This is a genomic window from Paraburkholderia sp. J41, from assembly GCF_905220235.1.
Lineage (GTDB): Bacteria > Pseudomonadota > Gammaproteobacteria > Burkholderiales > Burkholderiaceae > Paraburkholderia.
This window is the reverse complement of record NZ_CAJMZE010000014.1, coordinates 91,187-115,785: the sequence shown is the minus strand read 5'-3', so window position 1 is coordinate 115,785 and position 24,599 is coordinate 91,187. Positions and strand designations below refer to the sequence as shown.

Sequence of the window (24,599 nt, the reverse complement as noted above, 5' to 3'; positions counted from 1 at the left end):
GCGAGCCTCGCTCAAACCGGGAACGCAGCGAAATCCTTGTTTTTGCGATCATTTTTTAGAGCGATTCGTCGATGCGCCGCGTGCTCGCGGTGCCAGATCGGGCACGTCGATTGCGACATGAGCGCGGCCGCGCGCCTATGCTCGATGCAGCGATGCTGCCCGAAAATCGCTTTCCCACGCATGGCGCCGCGGCTGTACAGGCAATCTTGGAGGCCTCATGCCACTCGCAATTCGCAACGCGCACGACATCAAAATCAAAACACGCAAGACGGCGTTGCGCCGACAGCGGGCCACGTCCCGCACCGCACGCCGCGCCTCGGTCGCGGCCGCCGCCTGCGCGCTCGCCGCGCTCGCTCCGCGCGCGCATGCGCAAACGCCTTCGCCGCTCGGCGAATGGCAGTATTCGGCCGGCATTCCGCTCGAAAAGCTCTATCAGTCGAAACGCCCCGACTTCGAAGCGCGGCTCGGCGTGGGCGCGACGTTCGAACCACGCTACGACGGCTCCGACCGCTATCACATGATGGCCGGCCCGAGCCTCGACTTGCGCTACAAGGACATTCTGTTCGGCTCGACGGGCGAAGGCTTCGGCGTGAACGTGCTGCAAGGCCAGAACTGGCGCGTGAGCGTCGCGGCCGCCTACGACCTCGGCCGGCGCGCGCACGACGACCCGTCGCGGCTGAACGGCATGGGCAACATCAACCCTGCGCCGCTCATGAAGATCGCGGGCGAATACGTCGTGTCGAAGGACTTCCCGCTCGTGCTGCGCGCGGCGTTCACGCGCAGCTTCGGCGGCTCGAACGGCTGGACCGCCGACCTCGGCACCTACATGCCGCTGCCCGGCAGCAACGAAAAGTTCTACTGGTTCGCCGGGCCGTCGGTCACGTTCGCCGACTCGAACTACATGCAGAGCTGGTTCGGCGTGACGCCGCAGCAGTCGGTCGATTCGGGCTATCGGCAATACGGCGCGAGCGCCGGCCTGAAGTCGGCGGGCTTCGGTCTCACGATGGTTTACTTCGTGAACAAGCACTGGTTCGTGAGCGCCGACGGCGCGCTCAAACGGCTGCTCGGCAGCGCCGCGCACAGCCCCATCATCCAGACCAAGACCGAAGGCGTTTGCGACGTCTCGATCAATTATCAGTTCTAGGCAAGTTCCAGGCAGGTTCCAGGCGAGTTCCGGGCGCCCGCCTCGCGCTCATTCTCGCCTCACTCTGCGCGGCTACGCTGACCTGTCGATACGACACGGTCCGGCCGCGGCGTCCTGCGCACCGCGACGGTGCCGCATCTCCACCGTCGCCACAGGAACCCGCTCATGCTCGCGCCGCTCATCGCCGCCTCTTTCCTCGGACAGCCGCTCTGGCTCTGGGCCGCCTTTCTCGCGGTGGTGCTCGTGCTGCTCGCGCTCGATTTGGGTGTGCTCCATCGCAACGACCGCGAGATCGGCATACGCGAAAGTCTCTGGCTCTCGCTCGGCTATATCGCGATCGGCGTGCTGTTCGGCGGCTTCATCTGGTGGCAGCTCGGCGCGCAACCGGCCACCGAGTACCTCACCGGCTATCTGATCGAAAAATCGCTTTCGCTCGACAACGTGTTCGTGATCGCGTCGATCTTCGGTGCGCTTGCGGTGCCGCGCCAGTATCAGCATCGCGTGCTGTTCTGGGGCATCGTGGGCGTGCTGGTGCTGCGCGCGCTGATGGTCGGGCTAGGCGCCGCGCTCGTCGCGCAGTTCGAGTGGATGCTGTACGTGTTCGGCGTTTTTCTGGCCATCACCGGCGTGAAGATGCTCGTGAGCAGGCAGGCCGAGCCGGGCGTGCAGGACAGCGCCGTGCTGCGCTGGCTGCGCCGCGTGCTGCCGGTCACGCCGCGCGTGGAAGGCCGCGCGTTCGTCGTGCGGCGCGCGCATCCGGCAACCGGCAAGACGGCGCGGTTCGCCACGCCATTGCTGGTCGCGCTGCTGATGATCGAATTCGCCGACCTCATTTTTGCCGTCGATTCGATTCCCGCCATCTTCTCCATCACCACCGACCCGTTCATCGTCTATACGAGCAACATCTTCGCCGTGCTCGGCCTGCGCGCGCTCTTTTTCGCGCTCGCGGCCATGGCGCACCGCTTCTGCTATCTCAAGCACGCGCTCGCGCTCGTGCTGGTTTTCATCGGCGCGAAAATCTTTCTCGTGGGCATCGTCGGCAAGATTCCCGCGCCCCTGAGTCTTGGCGTGACGCTCGCGCTGCTCGCGGGCGGCGTGGCGGCGTCGCTCATCAAGACGCGCGGCCGGAAAGCGCCGGCGAGCGCTTCGTGAGCGTCCTCATTCTTCGCTCATTTTGCGTCGATACGATGGTTCCCATCGACGCCGCCCTACCCCCTTCGCACGGCGCGACGACCCGCCACTCAACCTGGAGCGCATCATGAAATGCCCGAACTGCCCCGACGTCACGCTCTCGCTCACGGAGCGCCAAGGCGTGGAACTCGACTACTGCCCGCAGTGTCGCGGCATCTGGCTCGATCGCGGCGAACTCGACCGTTTGATCGAACGCGGCAACGGCGGCGGCGCATCTCATGGCGGCCATGGCAGTCATGACGATCGCGGCAACCATGGCAGTCGTGACGATCACGCGCCGCGTCGCGCCTACGACCGCCGCGACGGACACGAGCGCCGCCGCAAGTCGTGGCTCGGCGATCTGTTCGACTGAGCCGCCCACGCGTCACGCCTTCATCGACATCATGCAACTTGAAGAGGATTCCTGATCATGCGCACTTATCTCCACAATAGCCCGCAAGCCGCCGGCCGCATCGTCGCCATCGCGCTGCTCGCGGACGGCCATCTGAGCAACGAGGAACTCGTGGCCGTGCATCGCGCGCGCATTGCCGAGCGGCTCGGCCTCGCGCCCGGCGAATTCGGCTCGATCATGCAAGGGCTTTGCGAAGACCTGCTGCTGACGAATGCGCACATGAACTGGAGCGACGCGTGCAAGCTCGACTCCGACGTGATGCAGCAAGTCATGCACGAACTCGACGATCCCGCGTTGCGCTCGAAGGTGTTGAGCCTGTGCCACGTGGCCGTCTACGCGGATGGTCACGTCGCGGACACCGAAGTCGCGTTGCTTGCCACGCTCGGCCGCGCCTGGCAGGACGAACCGTGGCAACGCCTGCTCGCATGACGAGCGCATTCCCTTGACGGGGGTTTGCGGACGATGCGCGGCTTCCCCGGCGCATCGGTTTGGCGGCGAGCGACCGGTCTCGCCGCTTTTTATTTACACGCACACGGCCCAGCCAAGGCCGCGCACGTTGCGGATCACGGCGTGGCCGAACTTGCGGCGCACGCTGTAGATCACGGCATCCACGGCGTTGCTTTCCACTTCCTCGCCCCAGCCGTACAGCCGTTCTTCAAGTTGCTGACGCGAGAGAATGGCGCCTGGCCGCTCCAGCAACGCGAGCATCAACGCATATTCGCGCGCCGACAAGTCGTCGGCCTGGCCGTCGAACGTGAGCCGGCGCGCGTTCATGTCGAGCGTGACGCGGCCGCTGCCCATCGTCGGCGAGGCGAAACCGGACTTGCGGCGCACCACGGCGCGAATGCGCGCGAGCAGCTCCTTGCTCTCGAACGGCTTCACGAGATAGTCGTCGGCGCCCAGATCGAGCCCTTGCACGCGCGTGTCTACGTCGTCGCGCGCGGTGACGATGAGCACCGGCGTGGCGTCGCTCGATTCGCGCAGGCCGCGCAGCAGGTCCAGGCCGCTCATGTCGGCAAGACCGAGATCGAGCAGGACGGCCGTGTACGAGCCGTCGCGCATCGCCGCGCGGCCGCTCTCGCCCGTGCGCACCCAATCGACGCTATATGAGGCGTCTTTCAGCGCGCGCAGCAGCGCGGGCCCGATCAGCAGATCGTCTTCGACCAGCAGAATGCGCATCGTCGTGAGTCCTTTGCGGCGTTACGAAAGCGGCAATTCGATTCTTGCGATCACGCCCGTTGGGCCGTCGCGGCGATTCTCGAGCGTCACGCGGCCGCGATAGCTCTGCGCGAGCGCCTGCACGATCGCGAGGCCAAGCCCGCTGCCCGGCGCGTCGTGTCCCGCCGCACGAAAAAAGCGGTCGAACACGCGCGGCAAGTCGGCGGAGGCGATGCCGGGCCCTTCGTCGATCACCTCGATTATCGCGAGCTGGCCTTCGCGGCGCACGGTCACGTCCACGCGCGCGCCTTCGTGCGCGTAGCGAATCGCGTTGTCGGCGAGATTGCGCACCAGCACGCGCAAGTCGGTTGCGGCCGCGCGCACGCTCACCTCGTCCAGCCGCTCGGCGCCCAGGTCGATGCGGCGCGCGTCCGCGAGCGGCAGCAAATCGGCCAGCACGTCGCTCACGAGCGGCCGCAGCGGCACGTCGTCGGCCGCGCGCTCCACGCTGCCAATTTCGGCGCGCGCGAGCCCCAGCAACTGCGAAACGAGCGAGCCCGTGCGCGCCACGCCGCGCCGCAATTCGTCGAAGCGCTCGGCGTATTGCTCGGGCGGCGCGGCGCGCAGATTGTCGATCTGCAACTGCATTGCGGAGATCGGCGAGCGCAGTTCGTGCGCCGCGTCGGCGATGAACGCGCGCTCGGCGTTCACGAGCACCGAAAGGCGCTCGATCATGCGATTGATCGACTCCACGAACGGCCGCAATTCGACGGGCGCCTGCGCGACTTCGAGCGGCTTGAGATCGTGCAGATCGACCTTCGCGGCGCGCCGCCCCACGCGCTCCAGCGGACGCAGCGACACCCGCACCGTGACCGCGATGGTGAGCACGAGCAGCGGCAACAGCGCGAGCACCGGCAACAGGCTCCAGAACGCCACGCGCAGCGCGTTGCGGTTGCGCATGCTGCGCGATTCGGCCACTTGAATGTATTCGTCGCCGGCCGCGAGCGCGAACACGTCCCATGCCTCGCCGTCATAGTCGATCGACGAAAAGCCGCTCGGCGCGCGCGGCAGCGCGAGCGCCGCGTTGCTGGTGCGGCTGGGCGCGGCGCCGTCGTCGGCGGACCAGATCTGCACGACGAAATCTTCCGACGGCTTGCGCTGCCCGGCTTCGGCCGCGCGGTGCGGCGCGCCGGTCTGCACGTGCGCCGCGGCGTCGCGCAGGCTCGCGTTGAACTCGCTCGCGAGGCTGCGCACGACCAGGAACGTGCCGAGCGCGCCCAGCACGCCAACGAGAACCGCAAGCGTGCCGATCGCAATGCTCAAGCGGCGATGCAGCGAGTGCGCAGCGAAGAACATGGCGCGTCCCGTGGAAGAAAGTACGTTCCATCATAAGGGATTCGCCGCCCGCGGCCGAACGCGCGGCGCCGCGCTGCGGCAAACGGCGCGCACAAGCCACTCACAAGCCACGCACAAGCCGCGCGCGCACGATGTTTCGCAGTGCTAGATTACGGTGCTGCGCTTCGGCTCGCCCGCCGCTCGCGCAGACCAAGGAGACGATCATGAGCGACACCTCAACGCGCCCCGTTTTCGGCGCCGCCGTTTATTACCGCGATCCGTTCGCCGCACTCGACTGGCTCGAAAAAGCGTTCGGCTTCACGCGGCAATTCGTCGTGACATCGCCGGACGGCAAGCTTTGCCATTCGGAAATGCGCTTCGAAGACGGCTATCTGATGATTTGCGGCGAATGGCCCGGCATGCCCGCGTCCAGCCCCGCCGCGCTCGACGGCAAGAACACGCAGTCGGTGCATGTGCAATTGAAGCGCGGTCTGAACGCGCATTGCGAACGCGCGCGCAACGCGGGAGCGAAAATCGTGCGCGAGCCCGAGGATCAGTTTTACGGCGACCGCGTGTACGCCGCCGTCGATCCCGAAGGACACGTATGGAGCTTCGGCGAAACGGCGCGCGAGGTCACGCGCGAAGAAGCGGAAAAGGCGAGCGGCCTGAAAATCGACGGCTGGATTTGAGCACGAAGATCGGCATGAATCGGCAAATAAAAACGCCTCGACGGGCGAACCGTCGAGGCGTTTCCGATACCGCTTTCAGGCGTGATGCACGCGTAGGCGCGTGCAACGTGAAGGCTTAGCGTGCCGAGATCGGCTTGGCTTCGCGCGGCGTGTCGCCGATGAACAACTGACGCGGACGGCCGATCTTTTGCTCGGGGTCGGCAATCATTTCGTTCCACTGAGCGATCCAGCCTACCGTGCGGGCCATCGCAAAGATACACGTGAACATCGAAGTCGGGATGCCCAGCGCGCGCTGCACGATGCCCGAGTAGAAGTCGACGTTCGGGTAGAGCTTGCGCGACACGAAGTATTCGTCTTCCAGCGCGATCTTTTCGAGCGCCATGGCGAGCTTGAACAGCGGGTCGTCGTGCAGGCCCAGTTCTTCGAGCACTTCGTGGCACGTTTCGCGCATGAGCTTCGCGCGCGGGTCATAGTTCTTGTACACGCGGTGGCCGAAGCCCATCAGCTTCACGCCCGAATTCTTGTCCTTCACCTGCTTGATGAACTCGGGAATGTTGTCGACCGAGCCGATCTCTTCCAGCATGTTCAGCGCGGCTTCGTTCGCGCCGCCGTGCGCCGGGCCCCAGAGGCAGGCGATACCGGCCGCGATGCACGCGAACGGATTCGCACCCGACGAACCCGCGAGACGCACCGTGGAGGTGGACGCGTTCTGCTCGTGGTCGGCGTGCAGGATCAGGATGCGGTCGAGCGCGCGCACCAGCACGTCGTTGACCTTGTACTCTTCGCACGGGTTCGAGAACATCATGCGCATGAAGTTCGCGCTGTACGAGAGGTCGTTCTGCGGGTACACGAACGGCTGGCCGATCGAATACTTGTACGCCATGGCCACGAGCGTGGGCAACTTGGCGATCATGCGGATGGCCGAAACTTCGCGGTGCTTCGCGTTGTTGATGTCGAGCGAGTCGTGATAGAACGCCGACAGCGCGCCCACCGCGGCGACCAGAATCGCCATCGGGTGCGCGTCGCGGCGGAAGCCGCGGAAGAAGAACTGCATTTGCTCGTGAACCATCGTGTGCTGCGTGACGGTCTTCACGAATTCGTCCTTCTCGGCCTGGTTCGGCAGCTCGCCCTTGAGCAGCAGGAAGCAGGTTTCGAGGAAGTCGGCGTTTTCAGCGAGATTGTCGATCGGGTAGCCGCGATAGAGCAGCTCGCCCTTGTCCCCGTCGATGTAGGTGATCGCCGAGTTGCAAGCCGCCGTCGACATGAAGCCCGGGTCGTACGTGAACTTGCCGGTCTGACCGTACAGTTTGCGGATATCGATCACATCCGGGCCGAGCGTGCCCTTGTAGATCGGCATTTCGACGCTCGGCGAATTGTCGCTGAACGATAGCGTGGCTTTTACATCAGACGGGGTCATAGCACATCCTCAATCGAAGATAAACACAGGATTCGATAGTTGCACGTCGGGCGCGGCGCACCGCCTTACAACTGCGGTGGGCACCGCGCTTTCAGACGTTGCGAAGCAGCTCCAGCACCCGCTTCACGTCCGGGTCGGCAAGATTGCCCTCAGGTTCCTTGCGCGCGAGCAGCAAGTCCATCAGGTCGTTATCGCTCAGCTCGAGCAGGCGCGTGAGCGCACCCACGTCGGCGTCGCTGAGGTCATGCTCATAGCGGTCGAAAAAACGCTCGAAAATAATGTCGTTTTCGAGCATACCGCGCCGCGCGCGCCAGCGAAGGCGCGCGCGGCGATGCGGATCAGACTGATGCGATTCCATTAGAACGGCACGTCAAACCGCGCGGCGGAACATCAGTTCCTTGATCTTGCCGATCGCCTTTGTCGGGTTCAGGCCCTTCGGGCAAACGTCGACGCAGTTCATGATCGTATGGCAACGGAACAGACGGTACGGGTCCTCGAGGTTGTCGAGGCGCTCGCCGGTTGCTTCGTCGCGGCTGTCCGCGATGAAGCGGTAAGCTTGCAGAAGACCTGCCGGGCCGACGAACTTGTCCGGATTCCACCAGAAGCTCGGGCACGACGTCGAGCAGCTTGCGCACAGAATACACTCGTACAGGCCGTCGAGTTCGTCACGCTGCTCGGGCGACTGCAAACGCTCCTTCTCGGGCGGCGGCGTGTCGTTGATCAGGTACGGCTTGATCGAATGGTACTGGTTGAAGAACTGCGTGAAGTCGCAGATCAGGTCGCGCACGACGGGCAGGCCCGGCAGCGGACGCAGCACGATCTTCTGCGGCAGTTCGTTCAGGTTCGTGAGGCACGCCAGACCGTTCTTGCCGTTGATGTTCATGGCGTCCGAACCGCACACGCCTTCGCGGCACGAGCGGCGGAACGACAGCGTTTCGTCCAGTTCCTTGAGCTTGACCAGCGCGTCGAGCAGCATGCGCTCGTGCGTGATGTCCAGCTCGTACGTTTGCATGCGCGGCGCCGCGTCCTTGTCCGGGTCGTAGCGGTAGACTTCAAAAATTCTCTTGGCCATTTCCAATTCCTTTTGACTGGCGTGTGCCTTAGAACGTACGCGCCTTCGGCGGCACGGACTCGACGGTCAGCGGTTGCATGTGAACCGGCTTGTACTCAAGGCGGTTGTCTTCGCTGAACCAGAGCGTGTGACGCAGCCAGTTTTCGTCGTCGCGGTGTTCGAAGTCGCTTTGCGCGTGCGCGCCGCGGCTTTCCTTGCGGGCTTCGGCCGAAACCATCGTGGCGCGCGCCACTTCCACCAGGTTCGCCACTTCGAGCGCTTCCACGCGCGCCGTGTTGAACACCTTCGACTTGTCCTTCAGATGGATGTGCTTCGCGCGCTCGGCAACCTGCGCGATGTCCTTCACACCGTCTGCGAGCAGCTTCGACGTGCGGAACACGCCTGCGTGCTTCTGCATCGAGCCGCGGATGTCGTTCGCGACGCTTTGCGCGTACTCGCCCGACGTGGACTTGTCGAGTTCGGCCAGGCGCGAGAGCGCGAAGTCGGCGGCGTCGGCCGGCAGCGGCTTGTGCTCCTTCAACTCCTTGACGTGCTTGACGATATGGTTGCCCGCCGCGCGGCCGAACACCACGAGGTCGAGCAGCGAGTTCGTGCCGAGGCGGTTCGCGCCGTGTACCGAAACGCACGAGCATTCGCCCACGGCGTAGAAGCCGTTGACGACTTCTTCGTGGCCCTTCGGCGTGCCGACCACCTGACCGTTGATGTTGGTCGGAATGCCGCCCATCTGGTAGTGGATGGTCGGAACGACCGGGATCGGTTCCTTGATGCAGTCGACGTTCGCGAATTTCAGCGCGATTTCGCGAATCGACGGCAGACGCTTCAGGATGGTTTCCGCGCCGATGTGCGAGAGGTCGAGCAGCACGTGATCCTTGTTCGGACCCACGCCGCGGCCTTCCTTGATTTCCTGGTCCATCGAGCGCGAAACGAAGTCGCGCGGCGCCAGGTCTTTCAGGGTGGGCGCGTAGCGCTCCATGAAGCGCTCGCCGTTCGCGTTGCGCAAAATGCCGCCTTCGCCGCGCACGCCTTCGGTAATCAGCACGCCCGCGCCGGCCACGCCGGTGGGGTGGAACTGCCAGAACTCCATGTCTTGCAGCGCAATGCCCGAACGGGCCGCCATGCCGAGACCGTCGCCGGTGTTGATGAACGCGTTGGTCGATGCCGCGAAGATACGGCCCGCGCCGCCCGTGGCGAACAGCGTGGTCTTGCCTTCGAGGATGTAGACGTCGCCCGTTTCCATTTCGAGGGCCGTCACGCCCAGCACGTCGCCTTCGGCGTCGCGGATCAGGTCCAGCGCCATCCATTCGACGAAGAACGTGGTCTTGGCGGCAACGTTCTGCTGATACAGCGTGTGCAGCAGCGCGTGGCCGGTGCGGTCGGCGGCAGCACAGGCGCGCTGAACCGGCTTTTCGCCGTAGTTGGCCGTGTGGCCGCCGAACGGGCGCTGGTAGATCGTGCCGTCCGCGTTACGGTCGAACGGCATGCCCATGTGTTCCAGCTCGTAGACGGCGTTCGGGGCTTCGCGGCACATGAACTCGATCGCGTCCTGGTCGCCGAGCCAGTCGGAACCCTTGATCGTGTCGTAGAAGTGATAGTGCCAATTGTCTTCGCTCATGTTGCCGAGCGAAGCGCCGATGCCGCCCTGCGCCGCAACCGTGTGCGAGCGCGTGGGGAACACCTTCGAGAGCACGCAGACCGACAGGCCGGCACGTGCGAGTTGCAGCGAGGCGCGCATCCCCGAGCCGCCAGCGCCGACGATCACCACGTCGAACTTGCGACGCGGCAGTGAATTCTTGATTGCAGCCATTCTTTTACACTCTCCAGAGAATCTGAGCGGCGTAGCCGAGGCTGCCCAGCAGCCATGCGATCGTGAGGACGTCCAGCGTGATGCGCAGGCCGACCGGCTTGATGTAGTCCATCCAGATGTCGCGCACGCCAACCCAGGCGTGATAGAACAGCGCGACGAGCGTGACGAACGTGGCGAGCTTCATCCACTGCGCCGAGAAAATCGAAGCCCAGCCGTCATACGAGAAGTCGTGCGCGCCGAAGAACAGGACGAGCAGCACGACCGTGTAGATCGCCATGATCACGGCGGTGGCGCGTTGTGCGATCCAGTCGCGAATGCCGTAGTGCGCGCCGACGACGAGGCGCTTCGGACCGATACCGTTTTTTGCCGACATTTTTTAGAACGCTCCGAAGAGTTTTGCCGCGAGGGCGATCGTGAGGATCGTGGAGACGATCACGACGACGAGCGAGGTCGACTTGCCTTTTTCCTTGCTCACGAGGTCATGGCTGAAGTCCATGCACAGGTGGCGCACGCCGGCGCAGAAGTGAAACAGGAAAGCCCATCCGAGGACCAGCACGACGAGCTTGACGATGATGTTCGAGAGGAAGCCCTTGAATACCTCGAAGCTGAGTTCCGAGGTGAGGCTCTGGTCAAACAGGAACAGGATGAAAGGCAGGAACAGGAACAACAGCGCACCGCTGACACGGTGGCCGATCGACACGCGGCCTGCCAACGGCAGGCGGTATGCGAACAAAATCTGCCCAAGCCCGATGTTCCGGTATTCCGGCCTCGGTTTTTTTGCGGCTTCTGCCATGCTAGACCCCTACTATGTAGTAACACTAATTCGCAATTTTAGCGCCTTTTCATATCGCGCTGCAGCGAAATCCACGGCGGGAAACCGCTGTGCGCAGGCATGCGAAGGCGCGTGGGAACGGGGCCGCGTCGCTCGCGCGGCCGCCTTCTCAACTCAAATCATTCTGATAGTAGTACCCGGTTGTGACATACCAACCGCGACGTACCTCGACCGGCCGATCCCCATAGGTATAGGACACGCGCTCGACCGACAGCAACGGAAAACCGGTGGGTACGTTGAGCACGTCGGCCACGGCCGGCTCGGCGGCCACGGCCCGTATCTTCTCGCTCGCGCGAATCATGCGCGTGCCGAACTCCGCCTCGAACATGGCGTAGAGCGGGCCTTTGTAGTCGGCGAGACGCTCGCTCGTGAGCCCGCGGAACACGCCGCCGGGCAGCCAGATTTCGTCGAGCACGGTGCTCTCGCCGTCGAATTGCAGCAAACGCTTGATGAGCACCACGGGATCGGCGGGACGCAGCTCGAGCTGGCGCGCGATGTCGGCCGAGGCGCGCATGCGGCGGCACTCCAGCAGGCGGCTCACGTGCGGATGCTCGGCGCCGTCATCGGCCAGTAATCTCAGGAAGCGAAACTGGGCGCGCTCCTCATTGTGCGTCGCAACAAAGGTGCCCTTGCCCTGGCGCCGCACCAGCAGGTTGTCGGCGGCGAGTTCGTCGATCGCCTTGCGCACGGTTCCCTGGCTTACCTTATAGCGGGCGGCCAGTTCGACTTCGCTGGGGATGATTTCGCCGGGCTTCCATTCGCCGGACTCGAGGCTCTGCGTAATGAGCCCCTTGATCTGCTGATAAAGCGGACTGAAGGTAGGAGACGGCGAAGCGGGCGCGGACGCGGCGGCGCCGCTCTCGGGAGCGGGGGGATTCGCGTTGCTGGCCGGGTTCGCACTCATGGCGCGCATTTCAACATAAAGCTACCCTACGCGTCCAGCATTTTGCCCGCAATAGATATGTCTTATATAAGACATAAGATACGGTTGACTTTGACCCTTTCGGCTCCTAAACTCCCGTTCGAGCAAGGGTTTGCAGGCGGCGTTGCGAGCTGATTTCAAGACGCGAAATCGGCATTCCGGGCGCGGCCGGCAGCGTTCCCTCCATGTGGCGAATGCGCCGCGGGCCGCCTTGCCTCATGCTGTTCCCTCGTGCAGTCACGCAGTACACGCAGTCAAGGTTTCGATCCGCCCGGCCGGCGCGCCTTCCGCGCCGCGCATCCGTGGACCGGCCCAAGCGAGCTGTTGCAGGAGTCGGCACACGCGAAGCGGCCAGCGTCAGGCGTTCCCCCTGCGGGCAGCGCGTTCAATCCTCGCTTGTTGGTCGAGCAGCACAGGTTACCGGCACGGCGGTCCGCGCCGGCTGCGCGCGCCGCGGCTCATGCGCCGCATGGCGCGGGCGGGCAGCAAGACCGCCTGTTTCACCAACGCTTCGGGTAGCGCGCATATAGAATGGCGTTTTCCCTTGGCGTCTAACGCATCTTCCTGGAGATTTTCAATGGCTAAGCCCGCAAAGCGCGTTGCCGTCACCGGCGCCGCAGGTCAGATCGCTTACTCCCTGCTGTTCCGCATCGCAAATGGCGACCTGCTCGGCAAGGACCAGCCCGTCATCCTGCAACTGCTCGACCTGCCGCAAGCGCAAGCCGCCGTCAAAGGCGTCGTGATGGAACTGGACGACTGCGCATTCCCGCTTCTCGCGGGCGTGGTCATCACCGACGATCCGAAGGTTGCGTTCAAGGACGCCGACGTCGCCCTGCTGGTTGGCGCGCGTCCGCGCTCGAAGGGCATGGAGCGCAAGGATCTGCTCTCGGCCAACGCGGAAATCTTCACGGTGCAAGGCAAGGCGCTCAACGACGTCGCGAGCCGTGACGTGAAGGTGCTCGTGGTCGGCAATCCGGCCAACACGAACGCCTACATCGCCATGAAGTCGGCGCCCGATCTGCCGAAGAAGAACTTCACGGCCATGCTGCGTCTGGATCACAACCGCGCGCTTTCGCAACTGGCCGCCAAGTCGGGCAAGCCAGTCGCATCCATCGAAAAGCTCGCCGTGTGGGGCAACCACTCGCCGACGATGTACCCCGACTTCCGCGTTGCCACGGCTGAAGGCCAGGACCTGACCAAGCTGATCAACGACGAAGAATGGAACCGCAACACGTTCATCCCGACGGTCGGCAAGCGCGGCGCGGCGATCATCGAAGCGCGCGGCCTCTCGTCGGCGGCTTCGGCGGCCAACGCGGCCATCGACCACGTGCGTGACTGGGTGCTCGGCACGAACGGCAAGTGGGTCACGATGGGCATTCCGTCGGACGGCTCGTACGGCATTCCCGAAGACATCATCTACGGCGTGCCCGTCACCTGCGAAAACGGCGAATACAAGCGCGTCGAAGGCCTCGAAATCGACGCGTTCTCGCGCGAAAAGATGGACGGCACGCTCAACGAGCTGCTCGAAGAACGCGACGGCGTGGCTCACCTGCTCGGCAAGTAAGCCCGCTGCAAGGCCGGGGCGCGCGCATTGCGCCGCTCCGGTTCGCAGGGCGCGGCGCGTCAGCATGACGGCACGCCGCCCGCGCCCTCCGCGATTCGCATGCGCCCTGGTCCACAGTTCGGCCCGCAGGACGCATGCGAATCCGGTCCCTACCCACCATCCAAGCCCTGACGCCGACGATGCGCGCCCTCACACCCGCCGAAGTGCTGTTTGACGGCGAAGCGCCACCCGCCATCCTGCCCGCGTGCGATCACTACGCGGGCAGCGAGAAGCTGATGCTGAAATCGCTCGCGATGCAGCAGCAGCTCGGCCCGGTTTTCGACATCACGCTGGACTGCGAAGACGGCGCGCAAGTCGGCCGCGAAGCCGAACACGCGGAACTCGCGGCGTCGTTGCTCGGCAGCGAGCACGACCGCTTCGGCCGCGTGGGCGTGCGCATCCACGACTTTCATCACCCGCATTGGCGCGACGACGTACGCCTGATCCTGCGCGCCGCGAAGCGCGCGCCGGCCTTCATCATGCTGCCGAAAATCCGCGCCGTGGCCGACGCCGCCGAAATGACGGCGTTCATCGAAGCCACGCGCGTCGAACTCGGCATCGACCAACCCATTCCCGTTCAGTTGCTCGTGGAAACGCACGGCGCGCTCGCGCGCGTGTTCGACCTGGCGGCGCTGCGCGGCGTGGAGTCGTTGAGCTTCGGGCTGATGGATTTCGTGTCCGCGCACGACGGCGCGATTCCCGACACCGCCATGCGCTCGCCGGGCCAGTTCGATCACCCGCTCGTGCGCCGCGCGAAGCTGGAAATCGCGGCGGCCTGCCACGCGTTCGGCCGCGTGCCGTCGCACAACGTGAGCACCGAAGTGCGCGACATGGACGTGGTCGCGAACGACGCGCGCCGCGCGCGCAACGAGTTCGGCTACACGCGCATGTGGAGCATTCATCCCGCGCAAATCCCCGCGATCGTGGCCGCGTTCGCGCCGCGCGACGAGGAAATCGTCAGCGCGGCAGAAATCTTGCTGGCAGCCCAGCACGCGCACTGGGGCCCGACGCGCCACGGCAGCACGCTGCACGACCGCGCGAGCTATCGCTATTACTGGTCGGTATTGCGGCGCGCGCGTTCGACCGGCCGCGCCGTGCCGGCCGAAACGGCGCCGCTCTTTGGCGCAAGCGACGCGCGGGAGCCCGCGTGATGACCGCTTCGCGGCGGCGCGCCGAAAACGTTTTCAACGTGTTGCGCCGGGGCGCGGCGCCGCGCATTGCCGCGCCAGGCCCATTGCGGGCGCGTTATGAGTCGCGGCGCGCGCAACAGCCGCCCGGAGAAATTGAAGTTCATGGCGATAAATAGGTGAAAATAGCGTCCGCTGCGCGCTCACGGGGCGTGCGCAGTGCAAACGGCGGCCGCATGCCGCGGCCGCGCACTGATAAACCGATGAATTGAGATAAAGGTTTGACTCCCATGAAGAAATTGCTGATCGCCGCTGTCATCGGCACGTTGTCCTCGACGATGATGCTTGCCGCGACCGACGCCGCTGCACAAACCACGTCGACCACCGCCAGGAAGGCGACGCCGAAGAAGCCGGCCCCGAAGAACCGCCTCATCAAGCGCAAGGCCAATCCGGCGAAGGAAGCGAAGGTCGATGCGGTCCCGGAAGGCTCGGAGCACTGGAGCTGCGCCGAAGGCATGCAGTTCGACCTGAAGGGCGACATGGCGCGTGACCAGATCCTCACGGTTCACTGGGCCGGCAAGAACTACAACCTGCCGCGTCAGACGACCACCACGGGCGCCGACCGCTTCCACGACGCCGCCACCGGCCTCGACCTCGTCGTGATCCCGACGAAGGCCATGCTGTTCTCGGACAAGGACAGCTCGCGCCTCGCCGACGAGTGCAAGACCGCCGCCATGCAGGCCGGCGCCATGGCGCCGACGCAAGCCAACGCGCTCAACCCGGCCAACCGCGCCGCGCCGGCAAGCGGCGCAGCCGGCCAGTAAGGGCCGCGGGAGCGCCTCGATGTCCGCGCCGACCTCGAACGTCAGGCCGCAACCGGATCGCGTGCTGGTCGACATTGTCGATTACGTGCGCGATTTCGCCATCGACAGTGCGCTCGCGCTGACGACGGCCCGGCATTGCCTGATCGACACGCTCGGCTGCGGGCTCGAGGCGCTCTCCTACCCCGCCTGCACCAAGCTGCTCGGGCCGCTCGTGCCCGGCACGATCGTGCCGCACGGCGCGAAGGTGCCCGGCACTTCATTCCAGCTCGACCCGGTTCAGGCCGCGTTCAACATTGGCGCGATGATCCGCTGGCTCGACTTCAACGACACCTGGCTCGCCGCCGAATGGGGTCATCCGTCGGACAACCTGGGCGGCATTCTCGCCACCGCCGACTGGCTCTCGCGCACGGCCGTGGCGCAGGGCAAGCCGCCGCTCGCCATGCAGCACGTGCTGGAAGCCATGGTGAAGGCGCACGAAATCCAGGGCTGCATCGCGCTCGAGAATTCGTTCAACCAGGCCGGGCTCGACCACGTGCTGCTCGTGAAGCTCGCGTCCACCGCCGTGGTCGGCCAGTTGCTCGGCCTCACGCGCGACGAACTCGTCAACGCCCTCACGCTGGCGATGGTCGACGGCCAGGCGCTGCGCACCTATCGGCATGCGCCCAACACGGGCTCGCGCAAGTCGTGGGCGGCCGGCGACGCCACCTCGCGCGCCGTGCGCCTCGCGCTGATCGCGAAAACGGGCGAGATGGGTTATCCGTCTGCGCTCACGGCCAGGACGTGGGGCTTCTACGACGTTTCGTTTCACGGCAAGCCGTTCGCGTTCCAGCGTCCCTACGGCACCTACGTGATGGAGAACGTGCTGTTCAAGATTGCGTTTCCCGCCGAATTCCATGCGCAAACCGCCGCCGAAGCGGCGATGATCCTGCACGGCGCGCTCGCGCAGCGCGGCAAATCGGCGGGAGACATCCGGCGCGTCACCATTCGCACGCACGAAGCGGCCATCCGCATCATCGACAAAACCGGGCCGCTGACCAATCCCGCCGACCGCGATCACTGCATTCAGTACATGGTCGCGGTGCCGTTGCTGTTCGGCCGCCTCACCGCCGCCGATTACGAGGACGAAGTGGCACGCGACCCGCGCATCGACGCCCTGCGCGCCAAAACGGCGTGCGTGGAAGACCCGCGCTTCACGCGCGATTATCACGACCCCGAAAAGCGCTCGATCGCGAATGCGCTGACCGTCGAACTGAACGACGGCACGACGCTCGACGAAGTCGTGGTGGAGTATCCGATCGGCCACAAGCGACGCCGCGAAGCCGGCATCCCGCTGCTGATCGAGAAGTTCCGGACCAACCTCGCGCGGCGTTTCCCCGCGAAGCAGCAGCAGGCGATTCTCGACGTCTCGCTCGACGAGGCGCGGCTTCTTGCCATGCCGGTCAACGAGTACGTCGACTTGTATGTGATCTGAGACATCAGCAACAGCAGCAAACCTGTAGCAAGCGTTATTTCCGCGATTAAACGAAGGAAAACACCATGGCTCACAATCTCCACAAAACGCTAAAGGAATTCGACAGCGGTTCCGGCAAAGGCAAGTTCTATTCGCTGCCGCAACTCGGCAAGCAGCTTGGCGTGAAGATCGATCGCCTGCCGGTCTCGATCCGTCTCGTGCTCGAGTCCGTGCTGCGCAACTACGACGGCAAGAAGATCGCGGAAGAGCATATCGAGCAACTCGCGAACTGGAAGCCCACGGCGGCGCGCGTCGACGAAATCCCGTTCGTCGTGGCCCGCGTCGTGCTACAGGACTTCACCGGCGTGCCGCTGCTCGCCGACATCGCCGCGATGCGCGGCGTCGCGAAGCAGGTCGGCAAGGACCCGAAGGTCATCGAGCCGCTGGTGCCCGTGGACCTCGTGGTCGACCACTCGGTGCAGATCGACTACTTCCGCCAGAAAGACGCGCTCGACCTCAACATGAAGCTGGAATTCCAGCGCAACAACGAGCGCTACCAGTTCATGAAGTGGGGCATGCAGGCGTTCGACACGTTCAAGGTCGTGCCGCCCGGCATCGGCATCGTTCACCAGGTGAACCTCGAATATCTCGCGCGCGGCGTACACAAAAAGACGGAAGGCGGCGATACGGTCTACTACCCGGACACGCTCGTGGGCACCGACTCGCACACCACGATGATCAACGGCATCGGCGTGGTGGGCTGGGGCGTGGGCGGCATCGAAGCCGAAGCGGGCATGCTCGGCCAGCCGGTGTACTTCCTCACGCCGGACGTGGTGGGCGTGGAGCTGAAGGGCAAGCTGCGCGAAGGCTGCACGGCCACCGACCTCGTGCTCACGATCACGGAAATGCTGCGCAAGGAGAAGGTGGTCGGCAAGTTCGTGGAGTTCTTCGGCGAAGGCACGGAGTCGATCGGCGTGCCCGACCGCGCGACCATCGGCAACATGGCGCCGGAATACGGCGCGACCATGGGCTTCTTCCCCGTCGACGAAAAAACCATCGACTACTTCAAGGGCACGGGCCGCACGCAAGCCGAAATCGACGCCTTCGCGAACTACTTCAAGGCGCAGGAACTCTTCGGCGTGCCGAAGGCCGGCGAGATCGACTACACGAAAACGCTCGTCCTCGACCTCGGCACGGTCGCGCCCTCGCTGGCCGGTCCGAAGCGCCCGCAAGACCGCATCGAAATCGGCAACGTGAAGTCGACCTTCACGGACCTGTTCTCGAAGCCGGTCGCGGAAAACGGCTTCAACAAGAAGCCCGCCGACCTCACGGCCGAATACGCCGCGGGCGACAAGGTCAAGCTGCACAACGGCGACGTGCTGATCGCCGCCATCACGTCGTGTACGAACACGTCGAACCCGAGCGTGCTGCTGGCCGCCGGCCTGCTCGCGAAGAAGGCCGTGGAAGCGGGCCTGACGGTCGCGCCGCACATCAAGACTTCGCTCGCGCCGGGGTCGCGCATCGTCACCGAATACCTGACGAAAACGGGCTTGCTGCCGTACCTCTCGAAGCTCGGCTTCGAACTCGCGGCTTACGGCTGCACGACCTGTATCGGCAACGCGGGCGATCTGACGGCCGAACTGAACGAGTCGATCGTCAAGAACGACGTGGTCGCGGCGGCGGTCCTCTCGGGCAACCGCAACTTCGAAGCGCGCATTCACCCCAATATTCGCGCGAACTTCCTCGCCTCGCCGCCGCTGGTCGTCGCTTACGCGATCGCGGGCAACATCACGCGCGACCTGATGACGGAACCGGTCGGCAAGGGCAAGGGCGGCCGCGACGTCTATCTCGGCGACATCTGGCCGACGAGCGACGAAGTCAACGCGCTGCTCAAGTTCGCGCTGGACCCGCAGGCGTTCCAGCAAAACTACAGTCACCTCACGAAGAAGGGCGACCTCTGGAGCAAGATCGAAGGCGAGGAAGGTCAGGTCTACGACTGGCCGAAGTCGACGTACATCGCCGAGCCGCCGTTCTTCGGCAGCGATTTTTCGATGACGCCTTCGTCGGACGTGCCGGAAATCAAGGGCGCGCGCGCACTGGGTATTTTCGGTGACTCGGTCACGACCGACCATATCAGCCCGGCCGGCTCGATCAAGGAAGACTCGCCCGCGGGCAAGTGGCTCAAGGACAACGGCGTGCAGAAGGCCGACTTCAACAGCTACGGCTCGCGGCGCGGCAACCACGACGTGATGATGCGCGGCACCTTCGCGAACGTGCGGATCAAGAACCTGATGATCCCGGCGAAGGCCGACGGCACGCGCGTGGAAGGCGGCCTGACGATTCACCAGCCGAGCGGCGAACAGCTCTCGATTTACGACGCCGCCATGAAGTACATCGACGCCGGCACGCCGACCATGGTGTTCGCGGGCGAGGAGTATGGCACGGGTTCGTCGCGCGACTGGGCCGCGAAGGGCACGCAACTGCTGGGCGTGAAGGCCGTGGTGGCACGCAGCTTCGAGCGTATCCACCGCTCGAACCTCGTGGGCATGGGCGTGCTGCCGTTGCAGTTCAAGGGCTCGGACAGCGTTCAGTCGCTCGGCCTGACCGGCGAAGAGACGTTTGATATCGAAGGTCTGACCGACGACTTCAAGCCGCAGCAAGACCTGACGCTCGTGATCCACCGCAAGGACGGCAAGGACGAGCGCGTGCAAGTGCTGCTGCGCATCGACACGCCTATCGAAGTGGACTACTACAAGCACGGCGGGATTCTGCCGTTCGTGCTGCGCTCGCTGCTTGCGGCGTAAGCGGTTTTGCAGGTGCCGCGCCCGGCAACGGGTGCGGTTACACTTCGAGCCCGACGAAAGTCGGGCTTTTTTTTGGTTTTTTGCCGGCGCTTTTTGGCGGGTTCGGGGAGTGGCTTTACGGCGTGAGACACGTCGAATTCGCATCGACATACGGCCGCAGAACAACAGTAACCCGGAGCGCGCGGCGGATGGCGGCAGTCATCGTGGGCCCTTGAGGGCTTGAGGAATCACGATTCCATTCGACCGCGCGAAACCACCCCTCTAAGGCGCATTGTGAAATCGCGGCTCGAAGTCGTCGACAGGCAAGGTTCGCGCGGCGCACGTCTCGCGTTGGCCCGCGCCTTCCACACCCGCGCGAATGGCCGCGACCCGGCGCGTGAGGCGCGGGTGCGAACTGGAAATCTCGGTCAGAAAACCGAACACCGGCGGCACCTGCTGTTCTTGCGCCATGAACGCCTCGCAATTCATCGAAGCATTCAGACGGCCGCAACCGCAACCGAGCAATTGCAGCGCGCTGCGCGACGCGTGGAAGTCTTTGGCGAGATACGCACCCACGTTGTCGCACGTATATTCGCGGGACCGCGAATAGGCGCTGCCGAGAAAAGGCACCAGTTTCGCGGGCAATTTCACGAAGTTCAGCCACGGGTTCAAATGCCCCGCCGCATGATGGCCGAGTTCGTGACCGATCACGAAACGTACTTGCTCGTCGCTGGCCGCCTCCACGAGCGCGGACGTCAGGAACACATATCGGCCGCCCAACACGCGCCGCGCGAACGCGTTGAAACGCCCCTGCGAGTTGTACAGAAAAGTCGTAGGGGTGGTTTCAAGGCCGATGTCGCGCGCGCCCTCCACGACCATCGCATGCAGCGCCGGGAATTGTGACGGCCCGAGAAGCACCATATTGCCGAATGCGCGCGCCCGATACGCCAGGCCGGAAAAGAACACGAAAAGTAACGCCAGCACCGCGTAAGCCACATAGACCTTCAGTATCGCGCCCTCCTTCGGCGCGCTCCATTTGGCCGCGACATACTTCACGGCGGCAATCCAGAGCAATACGCCGACGATCAACATGATCGGCGCATAGATCTTTTCCTTCGCTGTCCTTAGCTTGTTGATGCTGCTTTTCATGGCTTACCCCGTGTGATCGAAAGAACCGCGTTATGCGTTTTAATTAACGGCCTGAGAGCGATGCGACGACATGCTACAGCGGCCCCGCTGCCGGCAGCGAGCCGTTCGGAACGAAACGGCCCGCTTTTTTGGGATGAGTATTCGCGACGAGGGTAATGACCCACGCCGCCTGTCCGGCGTCCGGAACGCCTTATTCGATGAGCTTGTTCAACGTCGCGAATTCGATCAGCGCCGCCAGCGACGAAACGCCGAGCTTGTCGAGCACGCGCGTCTTGTACGTGCTCACGGTCTTGTCCGAAAGGCCGAGACGCGCCGCGATGCCCTTGTTGCTCATGCCGCGCGCGAGATATTGCAGCACTTCGACCTCGCGCGGCGAGAGGCCGTTGAGCGCGACGTCGCGGCCGCCGCCGCAACTGCCCGCCGGGAAGCAGTCGTAGCCGAGCAACACCGCCTTGACGACGCCGCACAGTTCTTCCACGCCGCGATTCTTGTTGACGTAGCCGTTCGCCCCGGCAACACGCGTGTGATTGGCCATGACCAGCTCGGGCTTGGCCGAAAGCACGAGAATGCGCGCCTCGGGCTGCTTCGAGCGAATGCCGCGAATGACGGAAAGGCCGTCCAGCTTCGGCAATTCGAGATCGAGGATCACGAGATCGGGCCGCAACTCATTAACGAGACGCAAACCCTCTTCGCCGTCGCCGCACTCGCCCACCAGTTCGTATTCCGTGTTCAGCACGTTGGCGAGCATCTTCAGGACGATGGGATGATCATCGATGACTACGATGCGCTTCATTTTGTATTCCATGGCGGTGTGACTTTTATTTGACCCTTCGGCGGGAATCTCACAGACTGACTGACACTTCGCCATTTTTGTATAGGAAAGTTCTGAAACGCCCCGAGCCATGCCAGACACGATCGAGCCCCGGAACAGCGCGGGCGTGCCGCGCCGCGCCGCCCACACCGTCGGACGCGGCGCAAGTTCGTTGCATGCAATGTCGGCGAATCGTCAACGAAAGTGGCATATTCCCGATGCATTACGAGACGGCGCGAATCGTCCCGTGTCCGCGCGCGATGCCGTGCCGCGCATGTCGCACATGGCACCTATGTCGCACATGGCACCTATGTCGCGTATGTCGCGCACGTCGCGCATGGCACCTATGTCGCTCGGTCGCTTCGGAATACGAATTAAATGGCCTACGCACGAGGCAACCATTCGTCCACGAGACAACCAGCCGTTTCCTGTTGCTGTCACGCCGCCCAGGCGACAATGACCGCCTCCCCGTCTCATCCGATAACGAGAGTCACGCATGAACCAGGCTTCGTCATTCCCCGCTCCGTCCACGCCGCGCGATCTCGTGATGGCCGACGCGCTTCAGCTTTCGCAATGGATTCGCCTGCGCAAGATTTCCTGCCGCGAAGTGATGAGCGCGTTCCTCGACCATATCGAGCGCGTGAATCCCGCCGCCAACGCCATTGTTTCGTTGCGCGAGCGCGCCGCGCTGCTTGCCGAAGCCGGCGAGCGCGACGCCCAACTCGCGCGCGGCGACTATCTCGGCTGGATGCACGGCCTGCCGCAAGCGCCGAAGGATCTCACCGCGACGGCCGGCATCGCCTCCACGCAAGGCTCTCCGCTCTTTCGCAACGAAATACCGGCCGCCGACGCGCTCATGGCCGCGCGCATGCGGGCGCACGGCGCGATCTTCATCGGCAAGACGAATACGCCCGAATTCGGGCTCGGTTCGCACACTTACAACACGGTGTTCGGCACCACGCTCAACGCCTACGATCCCACGCGCAGCGCGGGCGGCAGCAGCGGCGGCGCGGCCGTGGCGCTCGCGCTGCGCATGCTGCCCGTCGCGGACGGCAGCGACATGATGGGGTCGCTGCGCAACCCGGCGGGCTGGAACAACGTGTTCGGCTTTCGTCCGTCGCAGGGCCGCGTGCCTTCGGTGCCCGCGCACGACTTGTTCTTCCACCAGCTCGGCTATGCGGGGCCGATGGGCCGCAGCGTCGCCGACGTCGCCATGCTGCTCTCGACTCAGGCCGGCTTCGACGCGCGCGCGCCGCTTTCCATCGCCGAAGATCCCGCGCAGTTCGCGGGCTCGCTCGCGCGCGATTTCGGCGGCACGCGCATCGGTTGGCTCGGCAATTACGACGGTTATCTGCCGATGGAAGACGGCGTGCTCGCGCTGTGCGAATCGGCGCTGAAATCGTTCGAATCGATCGGCTGCGAAGTGGATGCCGCGCACCCCGGCTTCGCCCTGGAGCGCGTCTGGCAAACGTGGCTCACCTTGCGCCACTTTTCGTGCGCAGGCACGCTCGGGGCGCTCTATCGCGACGCAGAAAAGCGCGCGCGGCTCAAACCCGAGGCGCAGTGGGAAGTGGAAGGCGGTCTGAAGCTTTCGGGCGAGGACGTGTGGAACGCATCCGTCACGCGCAGCCAGTGGTACAACGCATTGCTCGCGCTGTTCGAGCACTACGACTATCTCGCGCTGCCGAGCGCGCAACTCTTTGCGTTCGACGCGCGCGAATCTTGGCCCAGGTCCATCGCGGGCCGCGCGATGGACACCTATCACCGCTGGATGGAGGTCGTGATCGGCGCGAGCCTGGCCGGCCTGCCCGTTATCAGCGTGCCGGCCGGGTTCAACGCGCAAGGCTTGCCCATGGGTTTGCAGGTGATCGGCAAGCCGCACGCCGACCTTGCCGTGCTGCAACTCGCTCATGCGTACGATCAGGCAACGCAATGGGTCGAGCGGCGCGTGCCGCCAGCGCTTGCCGCCTGACGGGCGCTACGGGCATCGAAAAAAAAGCAGCGCTGCGGCGCCGCTCTTTTCACGTCGACGAAAACCGCGCGCGCCGCCTCATGCCTTCACGGCGCGCGCCGCGTTGCGGCCGCGCAGCCATTCGAGCGCGAGCAGCAAACAGGTCGAAAACACGATGAGAATCGTCGCGAGCGCGGCAATGGTCGGGCTGATGTTTTCGCGGATGCCGGTGAACATCTGGCGCGGCAGCGTGGTTTGATCGGCGCCCGCGAGAAAGAGCGTGACGACCACTTCGTCGAACGAGGTCGCGAACGCGAACAGCGCGCCCGAAATCACGCCCGGCGCGATGACGGGCAAGGTGATGCGGAAGAACGTCGTGACCGGATTCGCGCCCAACGACAAGCTCGCGCGCACGAGATTGTAATTGAAGCCTTGCAGCGTGGCGGCCACCGTCGTGACGACGAACGGCACGCCCAGCGCCGCGTGCGCGAGAATCAGCCCGAGATACGTGTTGGCGAGACCGAGCGGCGCGAAGAACAGATACATGCCCACGCCCACGACCACCACGGGCACGATCATCGGCGAGATCAGCACGGCCATGAGCAGCGCCTTGCCGCGAAAATCGGCCTTGGTGATGCCGATGGCCGCGAGCGTGCCGAGCACCGTGGCCACCACGGTCGCCGCCGGGCCGACGATAAAGCTGTTCTTCGCCGCCATACGCCATTCGTCCGACATCACGAGATTTTCGTACCAGCGCAGGGACCAGCCGGGAATGGGATACACGAGGAACGTGCTCGACGAAAACGACAGCGGCACGATCGCGAGCACGGGCAGGATCAGATACAGCAGGGTGAGCACGACAAGCGCGCGCAGCACGAAATACCACACGCGTTCGACCGCCGACGTATGCGGCGCAAAGAGCGGTTTCGCGAATTTCATGAGCGCT

At 64.5% G+C, this 24,599-nt stretch carries 23 protein-coding genes; 11 read left to right on the top strand and 12 right to left on the bottom strand.

Translation table 11 applies throughout. The features are described from left to right. The first annotated feature begins 217 nt into the window (after positions 1–217). From U5805_RS16740 to U5805_RS16725, 4 genes are all read left to right on the top strand, one after another. Positions 218–1,144: a MipA/OmpV family protein gene (locus U5805_RS16740; RefSeq protein WP_322104602.1), complete on the top strand. Its 927-nt coding sequence runs from the start codon at positions 218–220 to the stop codon at positions 1,142–1,144. A 165-nt stretch (positions 1,145–1,309) separates the two neighbouring features. Further along, on the top strand, positions 1,310–2,296 hold the full coding sequence (locus U5805_RS16735) for a TerC family protein (RefSeq protein WP_322104601.1): 987 nt from the start codon (positions 1,310–1,312) through the stop codon (positions 2,294–2,296). Between the two features lie 106 nt (positions 2,297–2,402). Continuing rightward, the gene (locus U5805_RS16730) at positions 2,403–2,687 is read left to right on the top strand and encodes a zf-TFIIB domain-containing protein (RefSeq protein ID WP_322104600.1); all 285 of its coding nucleotides are present in this window, start codon (positions 2,403–2,405) and stop codon (positions 2,685–2,687) included. 57 nt (positions 2,688–2,744) lie between these two features. Further along, complete coding sequence (locus U5805_RS16725) at positions 2,745–3,155, top strand: TerB family tellurite resistance protein (protein ID WP_322104599.1); 411 nt, start codon at positions 2,745–2,747, stop codon at positions 3,153–3,155. Between the two features lie 93 nt (positions 3,156–3,248). Here U5805_RS16725 and U5805_RS16720 read toward each other — a convergent pair whose 3' ends face one another. Together U5805_RS16720 and U5805_RS16715 are read right to left on the bottom strand one after the other, a co-directional pair. Beyond that, positions 3,249–3,905, bottom strand: coding sequence for a response regulator transcription factor (locus U5805_RS16720; RefSeq protein WP_322104598.1), 657 nt, complete (start codon positions 3,903–3,905; stop codon positions 3,249–3,251). Between the two features lie 21 nt (positions 3,906–3,926). Beyond that, complete coding sequence (locus tag U5805_RS16715) at positions 3,927–5,240, bottom strand: sensor histidine kinase (protein ID WP_322104597.1); 1,314 nt, start codon at positions 5,238–5,240, stop codon at positions 3,927–3,929. A 203-nt stretch (positions 5,241–5,443) separates the two neighbouring features. Here U5805_RS16715 and U5805_RS16710 point away from each other — a divergent pair, with 203 nt between their 5' ends. Next, positions 5,444–5,908 carry a VOC family protein gene (locus U5805_RS16710; RefSeq protein ID WP_322104596.1) on the top strand — a complete coding sequence of 155 codons (465 nt, stop codon included), beginning with the start codon at positions 5,444–5,446 and terminating at the stop codon, positions 5,906–5,908. 115 nt (positions 5,909–6,023) lie between these two features. On the opposite strand, the gene gltA is transcribed toward U5805_RS16710, so the two are convergent. From gltA to U5805_RS16675, 7 genes are all read right to left on the bottom strand, one after another. Further along, the gene (gene gltA, locus U5805_RS16705; RefSeq protein ID WP_322104595.1) at positions 6,024–7,325 is read right to left on the bottom strand and encodes a citrate synthase; all 1,302 of its coding nucleotides are present in this window, start codon (positions 7,323–7,325) and stop codon (positions 6,024–6,026) included. A gap of 91 nt (positions 7,326–7,416) precedes the next feature. Continuing rightward, positions 7,417–7,683: a succinate dehydrogenase assembly factor 2 gene (locus tag U5805_RS16700; RefSeq protein ID WP_158952682.1), complete on the bottom strand. Its 267-nt coding sequence runs from the start codon at positions 7,681–7,683 to the stop codon at positions 7,417–7,419. A gap of 12 nt (positions 7,684–7,695) precedes the next feature. Then, complete coding sequence (locus U5805_RS16695) at positions 7,696–8,397, bottom strand: succinate dehydrogenase iron-sulfur subunit (protein ID WP_158952683.1); 702 nt, start codon at positions 8,395–8,397, stop codon at positions 7,696–7,698. A 28-nt stretch (positions 8,398–8,425) separates the two neighbouring features. Next, positions 8,426–10,201 (bottom strand): succinate dehydrogenase flavoprotein subunit, encoded by a 1,776-nt coding sequence (gene sdhA / locus U5805_RS16690; protein WP_322104594.1) that lies wholly within the window; start codon positions 10,199–10,201, stop codon positions 8,426–8,428. 4 nt (positions 10,202–10,205) lie between these two features. Beyond that, positions 10,206–10,574, bottom strand: a complete 369-nt coding sequence (gene sdhD, locus U5805_RS16685) for a succinate dehydrogenase, hydrophobic membrane anchor protein (protein ID WP_322104593.1) — start codon at positions 10,572–10,574, stop codon at positions 10,206–10,208. Between the two features lie 3 nt (positions 10,575–10,577). Further along, the gene (gene sdhC / locus U5805_RS16680) at positions 10,578–10,994 is read right to left on the bottom strand and encodes a succinate dehydrogenase, cytochrome b556 subunit (RefSeq protein WP_322104592.1); all 417 of its coding nucleotides are present in this window, start codon (positions 10,992–10,994) and stop codon (positions 10,578–10,580) included. A 148-nt stretch (positions 10,995–11,142) separates the two neighbouring features. Next, positions 11,143–11,937, bottom strand: a complete 795-nt coding sequence (locus U5805_RS16675) for a GntR family transcriptional regulator (protein WP_322104591.1) — start codon at positions 11,935–11,937, stop codon at positions 11,143–11,145. Between the two features lie 595 nt (positions 11,938–12,532). Here U5805_RS16675 and U5805_RS16670 point away from each other — a divergent pair. The 5 genes from U5805_RS16670 (at position 12,533) to acnA (ending at position 19,763) form a co-directional block, all read left to right on the top strand. After that, positions 12,533–13,519 carry a malate dehydrogenase gene (locus tag U5805_RS16670; protein ID WP_322104590.1) on the top strand — a complete coding sequence of 329 codons (987 nt, stop codon included), beginning with the start codon at positions 12,533–12,535 and terminating at the stop codon, positions 13,517–13,519. Between the two features lie 179 nt (positions 13,520–13,698). After that, a complete protein-coding gene (locus U5805_RS16665) occupies positions 13,699–14,709 on the top strand; it encodes an HpcH/HpaI aldolase/citrate lyase family protein (protein WP_322104589.1) in 1,011 nt (336 codons plus the stop codon). Between the two features lie 266 nt (positions 14,710–14,975). After that, positions 14,976–15,509, top strand: a complete 534-nt coding sequence (locus U5805_RS16660) for a hypothetical protein (protein WP_322104588.1) — start codon at positions 14,976–14,978, stop codon at positions 15,507–15,509. Positions 15,510–15,528: 19 nt separating this feature from the next. After that, a complete protein-coding gene (locus U5805_RS16655; protein ID WP_322104587.1) occupies positions 15,529–16,980 on the top strand; it encodes a bifunctional 2-methylcitrate dehydratase/aconitate hydratase in 1,452 nt (483 codons plus the stop codon). Between the two features lie 65 nt (positions 16,981–17,045). Further along, a complete protein-coding gene (acnA, locus tag U5805_RS16650; protein WP_322104586.1) occupies positions 17,046–19,763 on the top strand; it encodes an aconitate hydratase AcnA in 2,718 nt (905 codons plus the stop codon). A gap of 261 nt (positions 19,764–20,024) precedes the next feature. On the opposite strand, the gene U5805_RS16645 is transcribed toward acnA, so the two are convergent. Further along, a complete protein-coding gene (locus U5805_RS16645) occupies positions 20,025–20,891 on the bottom strand; it encodes a M48 family metallopeptidase (RefSeq protein ID WP_322104585.1) in 867 nt (288 codons plus the stop codon). A 190-nt stretch (positions 20,892–21,081) separates the two neighbouring features. Continuing rightward, positions 21,082–21,684: a response regulator transcription factor gene (locus U5805_RS16640; protein ID WP_322104584.1), complete on the bottom strand. Its 603-nt coding sequence runs from the start codon at positions 21,682–21,684 to the stop codon at positions 21,082–21,084. A 514-nt stretch (positions 21,685–22,198) separates the two neighbouring features. On the opposite strand from U5805_RS16640, the gene U5805_RS16635 reads away from it, so the two are divergent. Beyond that, on the top strand, positions 22,199–23,674 hold the full coding sequence (locus U5805_RS16635; RefSeq protein WP_322104583.1) for an amidase: 1,476 nt from the start codon (positions 22,199–22,201) through the stop codon (positions 23,672–23,674). Between the two features lie 78 nt (positions 23,675–23,752). Here U5805_RS16635 and U5805_RS16630 read toward each other — a convergent pair whose 3' ends face one another. Then, entirely contained in the window at positions 23,753–24,592 is an 840-nt protein-coding gene (locus tag U5805_RS16630; protein WP_322104582.1) for an ABC transporter permease, read from the bottom strand. Positions 24,593–24,599: the final 7 nt, after the last annotated feature.